The following is a 16,878-nucleotide window of genomic DNA, read 5'->3' on the forward strand; positions in this document are numbered from 1 at the left end:
GGCGCGGCGCTTGTCAACTGCATCGACCAGCGTGCCGCCCATCGCCACATCGCGCTTCATCGCGATCGCGAGGATCACAAGGCCGAGCGAATAGACATCGCTCCACGGCCCGACCTCGCGCCCGAAATCGCCGAGTTGCTCGGGCGCGACATAGTTGAGCTTGCCCGCAAAGCCGTCGCCGATGATCGTGGCAGAGCCCGGATCGAGATCCTTGGCAATGCCGAAATCGATGATTTTGGCCCCTTCGAGCCGCCCGCCTTCGAGCATCACGTTGTCCGGCGAGATATCGCGGTGGATCGCCCCCAGCGCATGCGCCGCGCTCAGGCCCTCGGCCAGCCGCTTGGTCAGCGCGGCAAGTTCGGCCGGGGTCGGGTCGAGATCGCGCAGCACATCCGAAAGATTGCGCCCGTCGATATATTCGGTGACGATATAGAACACATTGAGCACCGGCTCCTGCGCCAGCACGCGGTATTGCACCAGCGCCGGATGGCCGAGCCGCGTCAGCGTGCGCGCCTCCTTGCGAAACATCGCCTGAACATTGGGATCGGCGGCCAGGTTTTGCAGGATGACCTTGATCGCCACGCGCTCGTCGCTGTTGACGTTGATCCCTTCGAACACCTCGCCCATCCCGCCACGCGCGATGAACCGCTTCACTTCGAAGATGTGATTGAGCACATCGCCGACCTGAATCTGGCGAGGCTGCTGGCCCGGCGCAAACGAAGTGGCGGATGCCATCGGCATCGATGTCAGCGGTGCAGGCGCGACCGCCGCTTCCGGAAATGGATTTGACGGGGCGGAAGGCGCAGCTGGTGTCAGCGGGGGCTGGGACGGCGCGCCCACTTGCGGATTGAAAATCGTCCGGTCGCTGTTGTCGGGCGGGGTCTCGTCGTTGGTCATAGCGTGTCCGCCGGGGCGGCGAACGAGAGCGCGGTGCGCTCGCTGGCGCCGACCAGCAGCACGGTGACATTGTCGGGCGCGCCGCGTTCAAGGCATTGCGCCACCAGCGGCGCAGCAGCGGTCTGGCCATATGCGCCAAGCGCCGCGACAATCTCGGCTTGGGTCAACACCCCATGCAACCCGTCGCTGCACAGCAGAAAGATGTCGCCGGGCTGTACCTCATCGCTCACCGCATCGAGTTCAAGCTCGGGACGGACACCGATCGCGCGCGCCAGCACATGGCCCATCGGATGGCCCTCGGCCTCTTCGGGGGTAAGCCATCCGCGATCGAGCATTTCCTGCACTTGCGTGTGATCGACGGTCAATTGATGAAATACCCCCTCGCGAAACAGATAGATGCGGCTGTCGCCTGCCCAGATCGCGGCGAATTGCCGCTCGCGTACCACCAGCGCGACCGCGGTCGAGCCCATTTGCACGCCCAGCGCCTGCGCCTGCGCATAGATTTCGGCATTCGCCGCATGGATCGCGGCGGCGGTCGCGGCGCAGGCTTCGTCAAAGCTTTCGGGGATGCGCGCCGCAGCAAGCGCGCGCACCAGCGCCTCGCTCGCCTGCTTGCCATTGGCATGGCCGCCCATGCCATCGGCCACCAGCCAAACGCCGGCTTCGGTCAAGGCCACCGCGCTGTCCTCGTTCGCCTTGCGCACGCAGCCGGTATTGGTTTCGAGCGCATCTTCGAGGCGCAATGGGCTAGCCATCGATGAAATCCCTGAGCATCCGCGTCACCAATCCAGTGGGCGCAAAACCGGCGAGGTGATCCGGCCCGACCCGTTCGTTGCCGTCGCGCCACCATCCTTCAGCCAGCGGCACGTCAGGCGCGAGTGTTGCAGCGGCATGGTCATTTGCCAAGAGCGGATGAAGCCCATCGGCCGAGAGACCGTGCTCAAACGCGCGGTAAATCGCCTGCTCGGCGCAGAGCGCCATCCCGGCCGCCATCATGGCATCGTCCGCGCCTGCTCCCGCGATGATCGGGAACCGGCGGCCAGCGGCATCGACCGAAGGACAGATCGCCGCGCCGTGCCAATGGCCCGCATCATCGCGCGCGCGCAGCAGCCAGGGTGTTGCCGCATCATAAGCATCCTCGAACCGGGCCCCCAAAACCTCGCGGGCCTGCACCATCTCGTCTGATAGCCACAGATCAAGTTCATCCCGCCGCGCCGGGCTCAGCTCGCGTGCGATGAAATCGCCGTGCGTCGGCAACTTGCCGAAAAGCCAGGCGGTTAAAGGCCCCGTTGTCAGAGGATGGCTGGACATCGAAAGCTCCATAAACCGCCCCGGCCAAACGGGTTGCGGTCGGAGGGCAGGCTGATGCGAAACACCGCCGAGACATCGCCCTGGCCAAAGGTCGCGAGCAGTGTGCTTGGTCCGGCATTCTCGCGCCGCGCCTTGTCCATCAGCCGAAACAGCGCCCAGGGCCCTTGCGTCTCGATCTTGGCCACGGCGGTGTCGCCCTTGTAGAGGATCACTGCTGCTTCGGGCAGCGAGCCTTGCGACGACCAGATCAGCGGCTTGGGCGCCATGCTCGCGGGATCAAACCGGTACTTGGTCCCGCCCGACGAAAATTCCGCCGCCGTAACCCCGCCGCCAAACGATTGCGCTTCAACCTTGATGCTCAGGCCAGCCGCGAGCAAGTCGCGCAGTTGCTGCGTCTTGGCAAACTCGTTGGGGCTGGCGGGGTCGAGCGTGGCGGCCACCGGATCTTCGGCCTTCCAGCGCCAGATCGGCCCCGCCGTTTCCAGCATCGGCACCAGCCGCTGCGACAGGAACGCCTCAAGCGTGCCGTTCAATCCGAACGTGCGCTGCACATCGATCATCGAAGCATCGGCTTCCGATGTACCGACGAACGGATACTTTTCCTGCGTCGCGACCTGGCAATCGGGCAGCACCACTTTGGCATAAGCTTCGGAAACCGCGCCTTGGGCGGCGCCCACTTGCGCCTGCGATCCGCCCTTGGCGGCGGCGGCAACAAAGCCCTGCAACTGCGGCGGGGCCCCTGCCGAGGCCGCGCCGACCGAACCGACCGCCATCGCCAGCGCGCTTTGCACAGCTTCAGAGCCCATGCCGCCGCCGGCCAGCTTGGCCGAAATCGCCGCCGAGCCCGCCTGCTTGATCGCCGCGACGAATTCATCGACTGGCGCCGGTGCCTTGCCGTCGCCGACATAGTCGTGGACCGGCTGGAAGTGCGACGTAATCTCGACCCCCGCATCCACGCCAGCGCCTGCTTGCGGTGCGAGCGCCGCCGCCTTGCCCAGCCGCCGCGTGATTGCGCCCGCCAGCATGCCCTTGGCCGCGCCGCTGCCGCCTTTGAAGGTCGTGTTCTTGCGCAATTCGAGCAGAAGCAGCTTGAGCGGCGAGGGGGTCTTGGTGAACGCCCCGAACGCGGCCTGATCGCTGAAGTAAGCGGCGGGTTTGAGCGAAGCCACCACCCGGTCCCATTGCTCGATATAGTCGCGCGCATAGAGCGCCGCCACACCCGGGCGGATATTGCCCATCTGCGCCTGCACCCCTTCGGTCGAGGCATCGCCGCCCATGATCCACAGATCGCGCTTCAGGTCCTCCTGCACCGTCGCGAGGCCCAGCTGATAGGACTTTTCAAATCCGGTGCGGGTATAGAAGTATGGCACTGTCAGCGTGACCACTTCCTGCCCGTTGGCAAAGGCCTGCGCATCGCCCGCCGAAACCGCAGCCGATGCCTGCCACGGCATGCCTTCCGAAGAGGCCGCCTTCTGGCGCAAGACCGCATAGGCGCGATCGGCAAGACTGAGCGTCTGGAGCGCGGCGCGCGCCGAGGCGACCACCGCGCCGTCGAGCGGGGCTTTGCGGCCGGGCCACGCCGCCGCCATATTCTGGTCTTCGAGCAGCGCGGCCAGATGCTGCTCAAGCTCGTTGCGCACCACGTCGCGGTCGGCCCCGGGCAGTACTTGCCCGGCCCAGTCCGCCGCGACCCAAGCCTTGACCGCGCCGGCATCGAGCGGCCCCTGCCCGCCCAGCATGAGATAGACCTTGAGCGGCTCGTAAACTTCCAGCGCATTGGCGGCATTTTCGCCCATATACTGCTCAAGCCGCATCAACAGGCGCGGCAGCAGAATGCGGCGCAGCCCGTCGCGGTAAGCCTCGATCGCCTGATTGGCGTGGCCCGATTGAAACAGGCCGAAAGTCATGAACAATCCGGGCTCGCCCTTGGCCCGGTCGGCATAGCCCTGCGGCAAATTGCGTAGGCTGCGCAGAATCGCGAGCGATTGTTCGAGATCGGGATCGGTGGCGCGCACTTCGACCAGATCGACCCCGGTCTCGCGCGTTAAAGTCTGCACCTGCTGCGTGCTGGCGAGCAATTGCTGCTGAAATCCGCGATTGCCCATGAAGCTGGCCGACCACAGCACCGCGACCAGCAGCGCGCACGCGGCGATGGCCGATACGCCGATGATGGTGCGGCGGCGCAACCGCGCGCGCGCGGCCGGGTCCATCTGCACCAGACCGGCTTCGGCAAAGACCACGTCGGAGAGCAGGCGGTTGAGGAAATAGGTGCGTCCCGATTGCCCGCGCGCGGCGGTGCGCGTATCGTAAACCTCGGCCACGCCCGACAGGATGCGATCGAGCGGCGCGCCGTCCTGAACGCCACTGGTAAAGTAAAACCCGCGCAGCGAAGCCGTCGCCTGATCGCCAGCGATGAACGCGCCGTCGACAAACCGCGCGAGGCGGGCGCGCAGCGCGCCCAGTTGCGCCGGAAAGCCAAGGATCAGGCTGCGCCGGGTGGCATCCACTTCTTCAAACAAGCGCTTGGCCTGCCGTTCGGACTGGCTGGCGACCAGCCGGTCGAACGCGGTCACCACCGTCGCCGGGTCGGGCTTGCCCTGCGTGATCGGCAACGTCGCGCCGAGCACGGCGCGCCGGCCCTCAACATCGAGATCGTCATAAAATTCGCAGAAGCCCGCAAGGAGATCGGCCTTGGTCAGGATCAGATAGGCCGGCACCGAGACTTCGAGCGTCGCGCGCAGTTCGGCCAGACGCCGCCGCACGGCTGCGGCATGCGTATCGAGATTGGCGCGGCTGCCCTTCAAAAGTTCATCGACCCCGATCGCGATCAGGATGCCATTGATCGGCTGCAGCGGGCGGTGCTTCTTGAGCAACGAGAGAAAGCTGCGCCACCCTTGCGCGTCGACGCTCGAATCCGAATCCTGCGTGGTATAGCGGCCCGCCGTATCGACCAGCGCGGCCTCGTCGGCGAACCAGAAATCGAGATTGCGGGTGCCGCCCACGCCTTTCAGCGATTGGTCGGCAAAGGGAAAGCGCAGGCCCGAATTGAGCAGCGCGGTGGTCTTGCCCGCGCCGGGCGGGCCGATGATCACATACCACGGCCTGCTGTAGAGGTAATCACGGCGGTTGCCCGTAGCCGATTTGAGCGAACCCAGCGCCTCGGCCATGCGCGCGGTCAGCGCCGCGCTCTCCTGATCGCCTGCGCTGGGCGCGGCGAGCTGCGCCAGAATGGCATCGTTCGCCTTCTTGGCGCGGCGCGCGCGCAAGAACGCCAACAGCCCCCAGCCGCCCAGAATCAGCACCGCAAACGCGGCAATCACCCACCACGAGCGGAACCAGCCGACGATGAGCGGCAATCCGACGCAGAAAATCAGCAACAGGAACAGGACAACGAGCCCCGAGACGACCCACCAATTGGTCAGAAACCGCTTCACCGGCGCGCTCCCCTCACTGCTGCCTCGGCACGACGATTTCGACGCGCCGGTTGAGCGATTTGCCTTCATTGGTGTCGTTCGAAGCGATCGGCTGGCTATCGCCATAGCCTTGCGCCGTAATCCGCCCCGGGTTGCTCAGCACCGCGCCGATCAGGTTCGCCACGGTCTGCGCCCGCGCTGCTGATAGCGCGTTGTTATCGGGAAACGCGAGGCTGGCCACTTTGTCGCTGTCGGCATGGCCCTCGACCGTGACCGCGCCTTTTTCGCTTTCGATCGCGCGCCCGATCCGCTCGAACAGTTCGGCCCGGCCCGCCTCAAGCTGGTCCGATCCCGATTGGAACAGCTGGCCGACCTTGGTGCGCACCCGCACCGTCGCCGCATCTTCCTCCACCGCGACCAGACCCTGACGGATTTCTGGCTCGAGGAAGGCCTTCAGGCGGCTGATCTGGCCGCTTTCCGCCGCAATCGGCGGCGGCGCGCCGACCCGCGACAGGCGCAGCGGCTGCGACGGGGTGATCGCGCTCACCGCCTTCCAGCTATCCTCGCCGGTCCACATCAGCAGCACGCGCAGCGAGATGAAGAACAGCAGCAGCAGCGCCCCCGCCAGGGCCGCCGCCAGCGCAATCTGGCTGAGCAGGCCGATCTTGCGCAAGGGGGCGAGCACGCCCTTCCACTGCGGCGAAATCTCCAGCATCGAGAGCGAGCGCGGATGCTCCAGCGCGCCATAAAGCCGCTGCATGATCTCCTGCAGCCGCGCCTTGCCATCGGGCATCACTCGGAAACGGCCCTCAAACCCGGCGGCGAGGCAAGCATGGAACAGTTCGATCAGATCGCCGTTTTCGGACGGGCGCATCAGCATTTCGTCGGTCAACTGCCAGAACCGGTCGCCGCCGATATTCTCGCGGAAAAACTGCACGACCAAGCTGCGCCGCGCCCATTCCGCGCCATCATGGCCGACCCCGGGCAGATTCTGCGCAATGTCGTCGATCGTCGAGCAGAGCGCATACTTGGCGCGCATCTGCGTTTCTTGCGGATAGGCGGGCGCAATGGCCCGCTCGAACGCAGTGATCGCCGCGCTCGCCCGGCCATGCAGCTCGGGCATCGCGATCCGCGCCCGGCCCGAACGCACGCTGGCCGCCAGCGCCAGCACCGGGCCCGCCTCGGTCACCAGCATGCTGCGGATATCGCGCGGGGTGGCGGGCAGAGGGATGTCGTCGTCGTTCAGGATCGGCTGCGGAGCCATGGCCCCCATCGGCGGCGCTGCCATCGCGGGTGCTTGCTGTGCGGCAAACTGCTGATCCGGCTGGCCAAAACCAGCAGGCGGCGGCGGGGGCGGGGGAGCGCCCCAACCCGCCTGCTGCGCCATGCCCGCACCCGGTGCCGCGCCGGGGGGCGATGCGCCCTGTCCGGGCTTCAGGCCAGAGAGCGGCGAGGGGCGGAACACCGTGCGGTTGCCGCCACCATTTGCCCCGCCATTTCCATCGTTGTTGCCGGTCATCGTGCTGCCTTCTTCACGCACCAGAGCTCTAGCCTGAGCTGCGGCCATTCGCCCGCAACATGCAGGCCCAGCGCGGTGGCCGTGGCAAAGTCGCGCCAATCGGGCACACTGCGATCAAGTTCGAAATAGACAAATCCCGGCAACACGCGCAATTGTGGCGGCGGCGTCGTCGCATGGCGCAGCGGCACCCCGGGCAGAGCGGAATCGACAATCGCGCGCATCTTTTCCACCGCGCCCAGCTTGGCAATCGCAGGAAACCCGCGGCGAATATCCTCGATGGAGGCCGCCGCATTGACCGCCAGATAGAAATAGCCATGCTGATAAAGGTTGCGATCGACAATCGTCGAAACCCACGCGCCGGGCCCTGCCTGTTCGAGCGGGAGCTGCACCGCCGACCGGTCGAACACCGCCGAGAGCATCGATTGCAGCAGATCGAACAGCGGATCGAAGCAGACCTGCGGATTCTCGTGGTCATAGGGCGCCAGCGGCGGGGCCTTGCGATCGGGCTTCACCAGCGTCGCGATTTCGCCGGCCAGCGCCGCCAGCGCTTCAAACAAGCGCTCGGGATGCACACCGGGCAGCGAATCCAGATGCCGCAACACCTGCATCCAGCGGTTCAGCGCCTGCAACAACAGGAAGCTGGCAAAGGTTTCCGAGCCGCCGTCGGTCGCCTCGACCGCGCGCAGCGCCAGCTCTTCGGCGCGTTGTTCGACGCGGCCCGCAATATCGACCAGCCCGCCCTTCAGCCGCCGCGCAGCGGCGATGTCCTGCGTCGGCGGAATATAGCGTTCGTCGAACATGACCCGCTTGGATTGCACCTCGCGGATGCGGACCAGCCCGAGGCAGACCCGGCCATAGGTCTGATCGCGGGTGATGCCAAAGCGCAAGTTGGGCCGTGCCAGTTCGATGGGCTCCGAGGTGCGCTCATCCGAAAACGCGTCGACAACCTCGTTTTCATCGACCAGATAGCGCGCATCGCCGCGCATACGATCGGCTTCGGCAAATTCCACCGCGCCGATCTGCGCCGCCGGCAGGGTCAGCGAGACGATCACATCGCGGGCATCATCGGGAACATCGATGGGTTCGGGCGGGGGCAGCTCGTCGGGGATCGAAAACGGGGTGCCATCGGGCAAGGTCCCGCTGGCGCGCACGATCGCAAACTTGCCCAGCACCGCCAGATCTTCGTTGATGACCAGTTCGACCAGGCCCCACGGATAAGGGCGAAGCAGCCCAGCGCGGGCGCGCAGCGCGGCATCGGCGGCACGATCCATCTGCTGGAAATGTTGCGGGCGCAGGAAAAGTCCTTCCCGCCACGCAACCCGCCTGCCGCCCGCCATAAAATCCCCCCGGCCGTGCTTGTTACAACGTCCTTGAAGCATAGCTTCCGTTTGAACGAAAGCATGGTTATCAGTTTGCGCGCGTAATAAGCAACAATTCCTGCTGCGGGGGGGCGAAGTGACCGACGAGCCATCATTCGACCCGAAATCATGGGGCAAAACCGAGCCGACACCGCCCCGCTCCAGCAGCGAGGCCTTGCCCGAGGCGTTTCGCGGGATTGTCGCGCCGAGCGGCCAGCCCGCATCGCCGCATCCGACCGAAGCCATCGCCCCGGCCCGGAAAGCGGGCGAGCAGAAAGCGCAAAAGCAGCCCCGGACCGGCGAAAAACCGGGAAGCAGCGCGGCGGCCCGCAGCCTGATCGGACCGGCGCTTTCGCTGGCGATCCTGGGTGCCGGTGCGGCCGCCGCCTGGCTGATGCGCGCACCGCCCATCCCTGCCGCAGGCGATCTGCCCGAAACCGCCGCCGCCAGCCCGGTGGCCCCCGGCGAAACCAGGTCGGTGCGCCGCCTCGTGCTCGCCGGGCCAGCCGATCTGCGCGATGCGCTGATCGCCGCTGGAGTGCCCGCCGCCGAAGCCGAAACCGCGACTCGCGAAACCGGCAAAGCGCTGGGCGCGGCTGCGGGCGAAATCCGCATGATCCTCACGCTCGCCATCGGCGGTGACGGCACCCATATAGATCGGATGGAGGTTTCGCGGCTCGATGGCTCGGGCGCGGCGGTCACCCGCGATGCCGCCGGGGTCATCACCGCGAGCGCGGTTGCGGCGGAATTGAGCAAGCAGATCCGGGTGGTGAGCGGCGAGCTCGATGCCGACAGCTTCTATTCATCGGCGGTCTCGGCGGGGCTGATCGACAGCCTGATCCCCGATTTCATCAACGCCTTCGCGTTTGATTTCAACCTCGCCTCCGAAGTTTCGCCCGGCGATACGTTCGAAGTCGCCTATGAAACCACGGTCAACGCCGCGGGCGATCCGGTGGGTGAGCCGCAGCTCGTCTATGCTTCGCTCACCACCCCGGCAAAGAGCCGCACGCTCTACCGGTTCAAATCCCCCGAAGGCGAATTTGGCTGGTACGACGGCAATGGCGCCTCGACCGTGCGCTCGTTCATGCGCACCCCGGTCGATGGCGCGCGCATTTCCTCGAAGTTCGGCATGCGCTTCCACCCCGTGCTGCATTACAACAAGCTCCACGGCGGGACCGATTTTGCCGCGCCCATCGGCACCCCGATCTTCGCGGCGGGCAACGCAGTGGTCGATTTCGCCGCGATGAAGGGCCCCAACGGCAATCTCACCGTGCTGCGCCACGACAATGGCTGGCAGACGCTTTATCTGCACCAGAACATGTTCATGCCCGACATTGCCCCGGGCGCGCGGGTGATACAAGGGCAGAAAATCGGCGAAATCGGCACCACCGGCCGCTCGACCGGCCCGCATCTGCATTATGAAGTGCACGTCGACGGGGAACGGGTCGATCCGCTCGAGATCAAGACCGATTCCGGGCGCAAGGCGCTCGAAGGCAGCGTTTTGGCCGCATTCCGGCAAGCGCGCGACCGGGTCGATATCGCCCGCGCGCAATACGTCAAATAGGCGCGGTCGTTGTCCCGGCGGGCGCAGGCGCTGTCCCGCTTGCGTGATCGCCCTGCCGCCCTTTGAGCATCAGCGGCACGATCAGCGCCGCCAGCACAAACGTCATGGCGATGCTGGCATTGAGCCCTTCGCCGCTGCCGCCCCACATCACCGCGCCGGTCATATCCCAATCGGCGAGCGCGCCAAAGTCGCCGATGCCGGGATTGGGGTCCAGCCCGAGCCCCAGTTGCTCCGCCGCATTCCATCCGAAATGCGCCGTCACCGGCGCGATCAGGCCGCCGCTGCGCCAGCCAAGCATGCCGAACCATATCCCGCCAAGCAGCAGATTGAGCAAAGTCAGCGGCGCGCGCGCGCCGCCGAGCATGTGAAACCCGGCAAAGGCAAGCGCGGCCACGATCATCGCCGCCAGCGGCCCGGCATGGCGCGCCAGCAGCGGCTGCATCCAGCCCCGGAAAAACAGCTCCTCGGCGGCCACCTGCCCCGCAATGATCGCGGCCCCCGCGAAAAAAGCGCCCGTCGCCAGCGTCGCGCCCGTGCCTGCCACTGCGGATCCGGCCAGCCAGGCATAGCACGCGGCGACGATCAATCCCGCCGCGCCGCTGGCAAAGCTGAGCGACGCCCAGCGCAGTGGCTGCGATCCGGCCGTTGGTAAGGCCCCGGTGATCCAGCCACCGGCCAGCGCAGCCAGCGCCATCGGCCCGAAAATTGCGCCATAAAACAGGGCATTGAGCAGGATGGACGACTCGATCTGAACCGTCGCGATCCATTCCGGCGCCAGCATGATCGCAGCAGCAGCAACGCCAAGCCCGGCGACCAGGCACAAACCATCTCGGACAAGCTGCGGCGGCCCAGAACTTGCGCGCGTCACAGGCGTGTGGACCTATGCACCCGGCCCCGATCCGCCCATGCCGCCAATGGCTTAACCACCGATCAGCACCGTGAACTCACCCAGCACGATCATCCCGCCGTGTGCCGTCTGATCCATGATCATGCGCACCGCCATCATGTTGTTGACGAGCACCGTCCCTGAGCCCTTCACCAGAACATCGGGCGGCCCGACGCAAGTGGCCATATCCCCCACGCGCGCCTGCGGCTTCTTGCCAGTCCATACTGTAACCGCGCAAGGCGGCAGGACCGGCCCGCCAACATGCGGCACAACCCCCGTGACCATCGGGCAGACATGCATGTCGCCCATACGCGCAGCCGGAAAACCTACCATGGCCGTCTCCTAGATCAGTTTTCCGCGCGCATCACCGGGCGCTCTGTCCTTCTATTGCGGATGCCCCCGTTTGAAAAGCCAGCAACCTTGGTCACAAACCCGCAGGCTTCCCGTCCGCCGGAGCCACGGCTACCGCCGTCCCCGACAACATCGTCTTGCTCGCATCGCCCACCACAAAGAACGCGCCCCAGAAAATCGGGTGCGAAAAGGCCGGCTGGGTGATCAGCCCGGTCTGCGCGGTGCGCAGCGCGGTGGCCACGTCGGCGGTGCGGCCAGCGCGGTAGAAGCCCTCGATCAGCGCCTCGCTCTCGCCTTCGTCCGAAATCGGCCAATATGTCGTCAGCACCGCGCGGGTATTGGCGGCCAGGAACGCGCGCACCAGCCCTTCGAGCGTGGCCCCCGATTCCTCCTGCCCCGCCGCGCGCGCTTCGGCGCTGCTCACGCCGCTGGCGGTATCGCACGCCGAGAGCACGACCAGATTGGCATCGAGCCGCAGCCGCGCGATCTCGGCAAAGCTCAGGATGCCGTCCGACTTGTCATCGCCCACGCTGGTCACCAGCGCCGGCGGCGATTGGCGGCAGCCCCATTGCCCTTCGGTCAGCCCGTGCGTGGCAAAATGGAGCACCTGAAACTGATTGAGATCGGTCCGCGTTTGCATGGCTGTATCGCTGAATGCGCCGTCGATCATCGAAGGCGCGCTCGCCAGCCCCAGCGCGGTCGTCGCGCGGCCCAGCTCGCTGGCGTTGATCGGTTTCAACTGGTTCGACAAGGCCGCGATGGCCCGCCGTTCGACCACGCAATTGGTGCCCACACTGATCATCTGGCCGCCGAATTCGCCGCTCAGCGGCATCGGCATGTGCTGGGCAAAGCCGATGAACGGCTGCGGCGCGGTCGAGGCCGGCAGCTTGCGCGCCACCAGGAAAGAGCGCGGCGACAGCGCCGAAGACAGCGCCACGCGCGCCGCCAGGAAGCTGACCTGGCTGTAATCATCCGGGCGCTTGACCCGGCTCGCGGCAAACGCAGTGACGCTGGCACGGTCCGTCACCAGCACACCCAGCGGCAACTTTTCAAACGGTCCCGATGGATCGACCACCACTGCCTTGGCGGCCAGCAGACGCTCGGCCACCGGGCCGGCTGCCAGCTGAAACAGCGCATAGGCCCCCGCGACATTGAACACCGGCAGCTTCGCGCCGCCGCCATCGATCGAAGCGCGCACCACTGCGGCCAGCGGAGCGACATCAACCAGCGGGCGCGCTACGCGCCAGATCCGGTAGCCTTGGCCATCGATCAGGATGCCGAAGGCATAGTTGCGGATCTGCGTGACCTTGAAAAAGGCCTCGTCCGGCCGCAGGGCCTCGCGCACTTCGGCAATCGTCGCAGGACGATCGTCGACCGCGCGGAACGCGTTGCTGGCCTGCAATTCTGCATCGATGGTCACCAGTTGCGCCTCGGCCGCTGTGCGCCGCGCATCCAGCGCCTTGGCAACGTCAGGCTGATCGGTCGGCACTTCGGCAATCTGAAAGCGCAGCTGGGTGATCTCGCGCTCCAGCTCCGAGCGATCCTGCACGCGCGCGGCGAGCGATTGGTCCGCCGTCACGATCGATTGCAGCTGCGTGAACTGACGCGAAACCGCAGGCTCGCCCACCGCCTGGATGGCGCGGAAAAACCGTTCACCGGCATTGCTCGCGGGCTGCACATCGGCTTCGGCGACCAGCAGATCGAGATACTTTTCGATCGAGGGCGGCAACACGCTGCCCGCTGCGCCCGATGCGATCAGCTCGTTGATCGCGCCTTCGAACTGCGCCAGATCGGCGGTGCGGTCTCCCGAACCGAGCGCGGCGCGTTCCATCTGGGTTTCGGCCAAAGTCGGGCCGACCCCGCTGCCTTCGCTGCCCGCACGATTGAGGCTCGCGATTGCGCGGTCGAGCGCGGCCAGCGCGCCCGGCAAATCGCCAAGTCGCGCCAGAATGCGGCCGCGCTGGCGCTCGATCCGCGCATCGAGCCAGAGCACCTGCCGCTGATCGACCCGTTCGCGCCGCAGCACCGAAAAGCTGCGATCGGCCAATGCCAGCGCAGTCTTCGCTTCTTCAGGCTTGTTTTGCGCCAGCAGCGAGACACTGCGGGCCCATTGTGCCTGCGCATCGATCACCAGCTGCGAGAGCGTGGCGACATCGGGCACCGCGATCGATTGCGATGAGGCGCGCTCGCTGTCGCTCTGCTGATTGAGCGAGCGCACGATCGTCACATCGGTCAAAGGCTGCGCGGCGTCGCTCGTGCTGATCGTCAGCTGGTCGAGCGATTGCATGGCATTGGCAAATTCGCGCCGATTGAGCAGATCGAGCGTGGCATAGTTGGCGCGCTTGCGGGCCAGCGTCGCCGCGCCAGCGGCGTCGGGATTGGCCGCCAGCAGGGCATCGGCGCGGTCGAAACTCTCCTTCGCCGAATCGAAAAAGCGCAAGTTCGAATCGGCCAGGCCAGCCACGAGCAGCAGATCGATCCGCTGCGCGGCCGGCGCATCGGTGGGCAAACGGCTCAGCGCATCATTGAGCACGCGCGAGGCTTCCATATGGAGCCCCTGGCGGATGAAGCGCACCCCTTGCTGGAGCGCGGCGGCCGAATCTATCCCCAGCGGATCGCCCGTGGCGCTGCCTGCTGGCGGCGCCAGCATGGCAGGATCAATCGCCGCCAGCGTTTTGCGGTTGCGGTCGGGATTGGGTTTGCTCGCCCGGGCCAGCACCCGCAGCGCTTCTTCGGCGGGCCCTTGCGCGGTCGATACGACCGAGGCGACAAAATTCTTTTTGCCGCGCGTATAGCTCGTCGCCACGGTCTCAAAGCCGATCGTCTTGTCGATGCAGCGCCGCGCGCGCACCGGGCCGAGCCCGGACAAGGGGAAGCTGCCCGCCGCGCCGCAATCCAGCGTGCGCTCGACCGATTCAATGAACGCGGGCTTGAACGCGCGGACCACGCCGAGCGAGCGCCCTGCGGTCGCGCCGCGGCAGGTGATCGTGTAGCTCTCGGAGAAGTACCCCGGCAGTGCCGCGTCGTTCCAGTTGCGCGTCGCGGCGCATGGCTCGCCGCGCGCATCGCGGCCCAGTTCGATCCGGTCGGGCAGGTCTTTGCCCGCTGTTTGCGCAAAGGCCGTGTTCAGGCCGGCGATGGGGGCCGTGCTTGCGGCAACCAGCGCGATCGTCGAAATCCACGCGCGACGCATCACTTGATGTCCTTCTTCGGGCAGGTCTGCGGATCGGTACATTCAGGGCCAGCCGCGGGGGGCAGGCCCATCGGCAGATCGCCGAGGCCGAACGTGCCGACATCGCCGAACAAGGCCTCGTTGTTGGTGGCGACCAGCGGTTCGAACGGAATTTCAAAGTCCGGCGTGGTCTTGAAGATGTCGGCGCGGCTCGTGTCGAACACCTGCAGCGCCGGCTGGACGATCGTGCTGACGAGGCAGCCGCCGCCGCCCGAGCTGACAAGGCAGCCATTAATGCGCAAGTTTGCCCGGTCGACGTCCTTCACCACGATGATCGCCTCGCCCAGCAGCGATGTTGCCGAAGAAGGCGTCTCGTTGATCGTGCCGAAGATCGCAAAGCCGCGCCCTTCCGGCGGCACTGCGCCAGTGATCGAAAGCGCCGCCAACGTCGGCGCCGCCGTCGTCGTGCCGATCACCGCGCCAGAGGTGGTCCCTGCCGTGCCAGTATTCTGGAACAACGCGTAATCATTGAAGCGCACCGAGAGCTTGGTGGCTTGAACGAGTACTTGCGGCGGCGGGGCATATGGCGCACCGCCGATAATCGAGCTGTAAAGCGATGAGTTCGCATTGCCGATATATTGGCTGGCCACCAGTTCCTTGGCCAGCGGTGTGCCCCCTGCCTTGAGACCAAGATCGGCAAGGAAGCCTGCATCCTGGCCGACGCCGATGGCCTTGCCGTTGAGTTCGAGCGAACCTCCCGTCAAGAGAATGCGTCCGCCCCCGCCTGCGGCCTCGGCCGCCACGCGGATGACGCTGGCCAGTTCGCTCACTGCCGCGTTGCCGCCAAGGCGCAAGGTCCGGTTGCCAGAGCCGCTGATGGCCCCGGTCACGTCGATCCGCTGCACACCCAGCACATCGATGCGCGAGGTCCCCACCGCAGGATCAAGCGCCAGGCCGCCAATCGCGACATCCTGACGGGTCAAGGTCCCGGTCGTCCCCGCATCGAGCACCACGGTGGCCGCATTGAGGAAGTTGATTTCAGCTTGGCTCAACCCGAACCCGCCGCCCGGCGCGCCATCGCCCATGTTCAACGGATTGGCCGCAGGGCTGGCGTTGATCATGGTGATGGTCGCGCCCGTCACCCTGCTGCCGATTTCCGCGTCGGAGGCCGTAATGGTCACCGTCTTGCCCGCCGCGTTGAGGCCGCCCGCCAGCAGCTTGAACGTGTTGGGTGTCACTGCGGTCACATCGCCGCCGCTGACGCCCTCGGTGATCGCGATATCGTCTCCGGCGGTAATGTCCAAATTCCCGCCTGACTGGATCTTGCCGATCGTGGCCTTGCCGCCAGTTGCCGCGCTGAACGCGCCAGTGCTCGTGCCATCGGTCAACGTGATCGAGGTCGCGCTGGCCGGCGCGGTCTTCCCCGCCAAGGCGAGCGTGCCACCCGAAACAATCGTACCCAGCCCGATGGCGCCGTCGGTATTGGCGGCAAAATTGCCGCCGCTGGCCCCGCTGGTCACGCCGATATCGCCCGCCGCCGTGATCGTGGTCGCTGCGCCCGAAGCCAGCGTGCCAAGCCGCGCCGCGCCCGCAGCGGCATTCACCGTCAGAACGCCCGTGCCGCCCAGTGCCGAGAGGTTCGCCAGCGTGCCGCCGCGTCCCGCCACGGTCTGCGCCGCCGTGATGGTCAAAGGCCCTGCCGTTACCGTGGCATCGCTCAGCAATGCGTCGCCCGCAGTCGCTTCGATCACGACGGAATCGGTCGCATTGGCCGAAGTCAGCGAAATGGCCCCGTCCAACACATCGATCGACTTGCCGCTCACCCGCGCGGTGCCCGCCGCATCTGCGGTAATCGTGCTGAGGAAGGCCAGTCCGCCCGTCGCAGTCACCGCCGCGCTCGTGCCCGCGCCCGTCGCCGTCACCACGCTGCGCGTCCCCGCCGTGCGTCCGCGCACACCGAGCGATGCCGTCACCGTCGCATTGCCGCCCGTCGCCGAAGCTGTATCCACCAACACATCGCCCGCCGTCGCCGCCAGCGACAATGCGCCGCCGGTCGAAGTCGCGCTCGTGAGCGAAACACCTGCCGAATTCACATCAACCGACTGACCCGAAACCGTCGCCGCACCCGGCGCGCTCACCGCGCCAAGAAACGCCTGACCACCCGTCGCCGTCACCGCAACGGTATTGGCACCACCCGCCGCGCTCACCGCGCTGCGCGTGCCCGCCGTGCGCCCACGCACACCGAGCGATGCCGTCACCGTCGCATTGCCGCCCGTCGCGGAAGCCGTATCGACCAGAACATCACCCGCGCTCGCCACCAGCGACAGCGCGCCGCCGGTCGAGGTCGCGCTCGTGAGCGATACTCCCGCCGCGCTCACATCCACCGATTGACCCGAAACCGTCGCCG

General features: G+C 66.5%; 11 protein-coding genes. 1 reads left to right on the forward strand and 10 read right to left on the reverse strand.

Annotated features, from left to right (window positions below; all coding sequences use genetic code 11):
- From Q0O40_RS10460 to tssK, 6 genes are all read right to left on the reverse strand, one after another.
- The coding region (locus Q0O40_RS10460) for a serine/threonine-protein kinase (protein ID WP_295529380.1) at window positions 1-897 on the reverse strand (897 nt) is incomplete at its 3' end.
- Entirely contained in the window at window positions 894-1,652 is a 759-nt protein-coding gene (locus Q0O40_RS10465) for a protein phosphatase 2C domain-containing protein (RefSeq protein WP_295529382.1), read from the reverse strand. The genes Q0O40_RS10460 and Q0O40_RS10465, both read right to left, overlap by 4 nt.
- Complete coding sequence (tagF, locus tag Q0O40_RS10470; protein WP_295529384.1) at window positions 1,645-2,208, reverse strand: type VI secretion system-associated protein TagF; 564 nt, start codon at window positions 2,206-2,208, stop codon at window positions 1,645-1,647. Before tagF ends, Q0O40_RS10465 begins: the two co-directional genes overlap by 8 nt.
- The gene (tssM, locus tag Q0O40_RS10475) at window positions 2,190-5,642 is read right to left on the reverse strand and encodes a type VI secretion system membrane subunit TssM (protein ID WP_295529386.1); all 3,453 of its coding nucleotides are present in this window, start codon (window positions 5,640-5,642) and stop codon (window positions 2,190-2,192) included. The genes tagF and tssM overlap by 19 nt, the downstream gene beginning before the upstream one ends.
- Before the next feature lie 13 nt (window positions 5,643-5,655).
- Window positions 5,656-7,161 (reverse strand): type IVB secretion system protein IcmH/DotU, encoded by a 1,506-nt coding sequence (icmH, locus tag Q0O40_RS10480; protein ID WP_295529388.1) that lies wholly within the window; start codon window positions 7,159-7,161, stop codon window positions 5,656-5,658.
- Window positions 7,137-8,411 carry a type VI secretion system baseplate subunit TssK gene (gene tssK, locus Q0O40_RS10485; protein ID WP_295529390.1) on the reverse strand — a complete coding sequence of 425 codons (1,275 nt, stop codon included), beginning with the start codon at window positions 8,409-8,411 and terminating at the stop codon, window positions 7,137-7,139. Before tssK ends, icmH begins: the two co-directional genes overlap by 25 nt.
- A 184-nt stretch (window positions 8,412-8,595) precedes the next feature.
- On the opposite strand from tssK, the gene Q0O40_RS10490 reads away from it, so the two are divergent.
- Window positions 8,596-10,062, forward strand: a complete 1,467-nt coding sequence (locus tag Q0O40_RS10490) for a peptidoglycan DD-metalloendopeptidase family protein (RefSeq protein ID WP_295529392.1) — start codon at window positions 8,596-8,598, stop codon at window positions 10,060-10,062.
- On the opposite strand, the gene Q0O40_RS10495 is transcribed toward Q0O40_RS10490, so the two are convergent.
- The 4 genes from Q0O40_RS10495 to Q0O40_RS10510 form a co-directional block, all read right to left on the reverse strand.
- Entirely contained in the window at window positions 10,055-10,885 is an 831-nt protein-coding gene (locus Q0O40_RS10495) for a type II CAAX endopeptidase family protein (RefSeq protein WP_295529394.1), read from the reverse strand. The two genes, Q0O40_RS10490 and Q0O40_RS10495, sit on opposite strands and share 8 nt — an antisense overlap.
- A 96-nt stretch (window positions 10,886-10,981) precedes the next feature.
- Window positions 10,982-11,281: a PAAR domain-containing protein gene (locus Q0O40_RS10500; RefSeq protein WP_295529396.1), complete on the reverse strand. Its 300-nt coding sequence runs from the start codon at window positions 11,279-11,281 to the stop codon at window positions 10,982-10,984.
- Window positions 11,282-11,372: 91 nt separating this feature from the next.
- The gene (locus Q0O40_RS10505; RefSeq protein ID WP_295529398.1) at window positions 11,373-14,492 is read right to left on the reverse strand and encodes a CHAT domain-containing protein; all 3,120 of its coding nucleotides are present in this window, start codon (window positions 14,490-14,492) and stop codon (window positions 11,373-11,375) included.
- Window positions 14,492-16,878, reverse strand: a 2,387-nt coding sequence (locus tag Q0O40_RS10510; protein WP_295529400.1) for a hypothetical protein, incomplete at its 5' end; no start/stop codon positions are given. The genes Q0O40_RS10505 and Q0O40_RS10510, both read right to left, overlap by 1 nt.

The sequence above is a fragment of the Novosphingobium sp. Chol11 genome, from assembly GCF_945870625.1.
Classification (GTDB): Bacteria; Pseudomonadota; Alphaproteobacteria; order Sphingomonadales; family Sphingomonadaceae; genus Novosphingobium.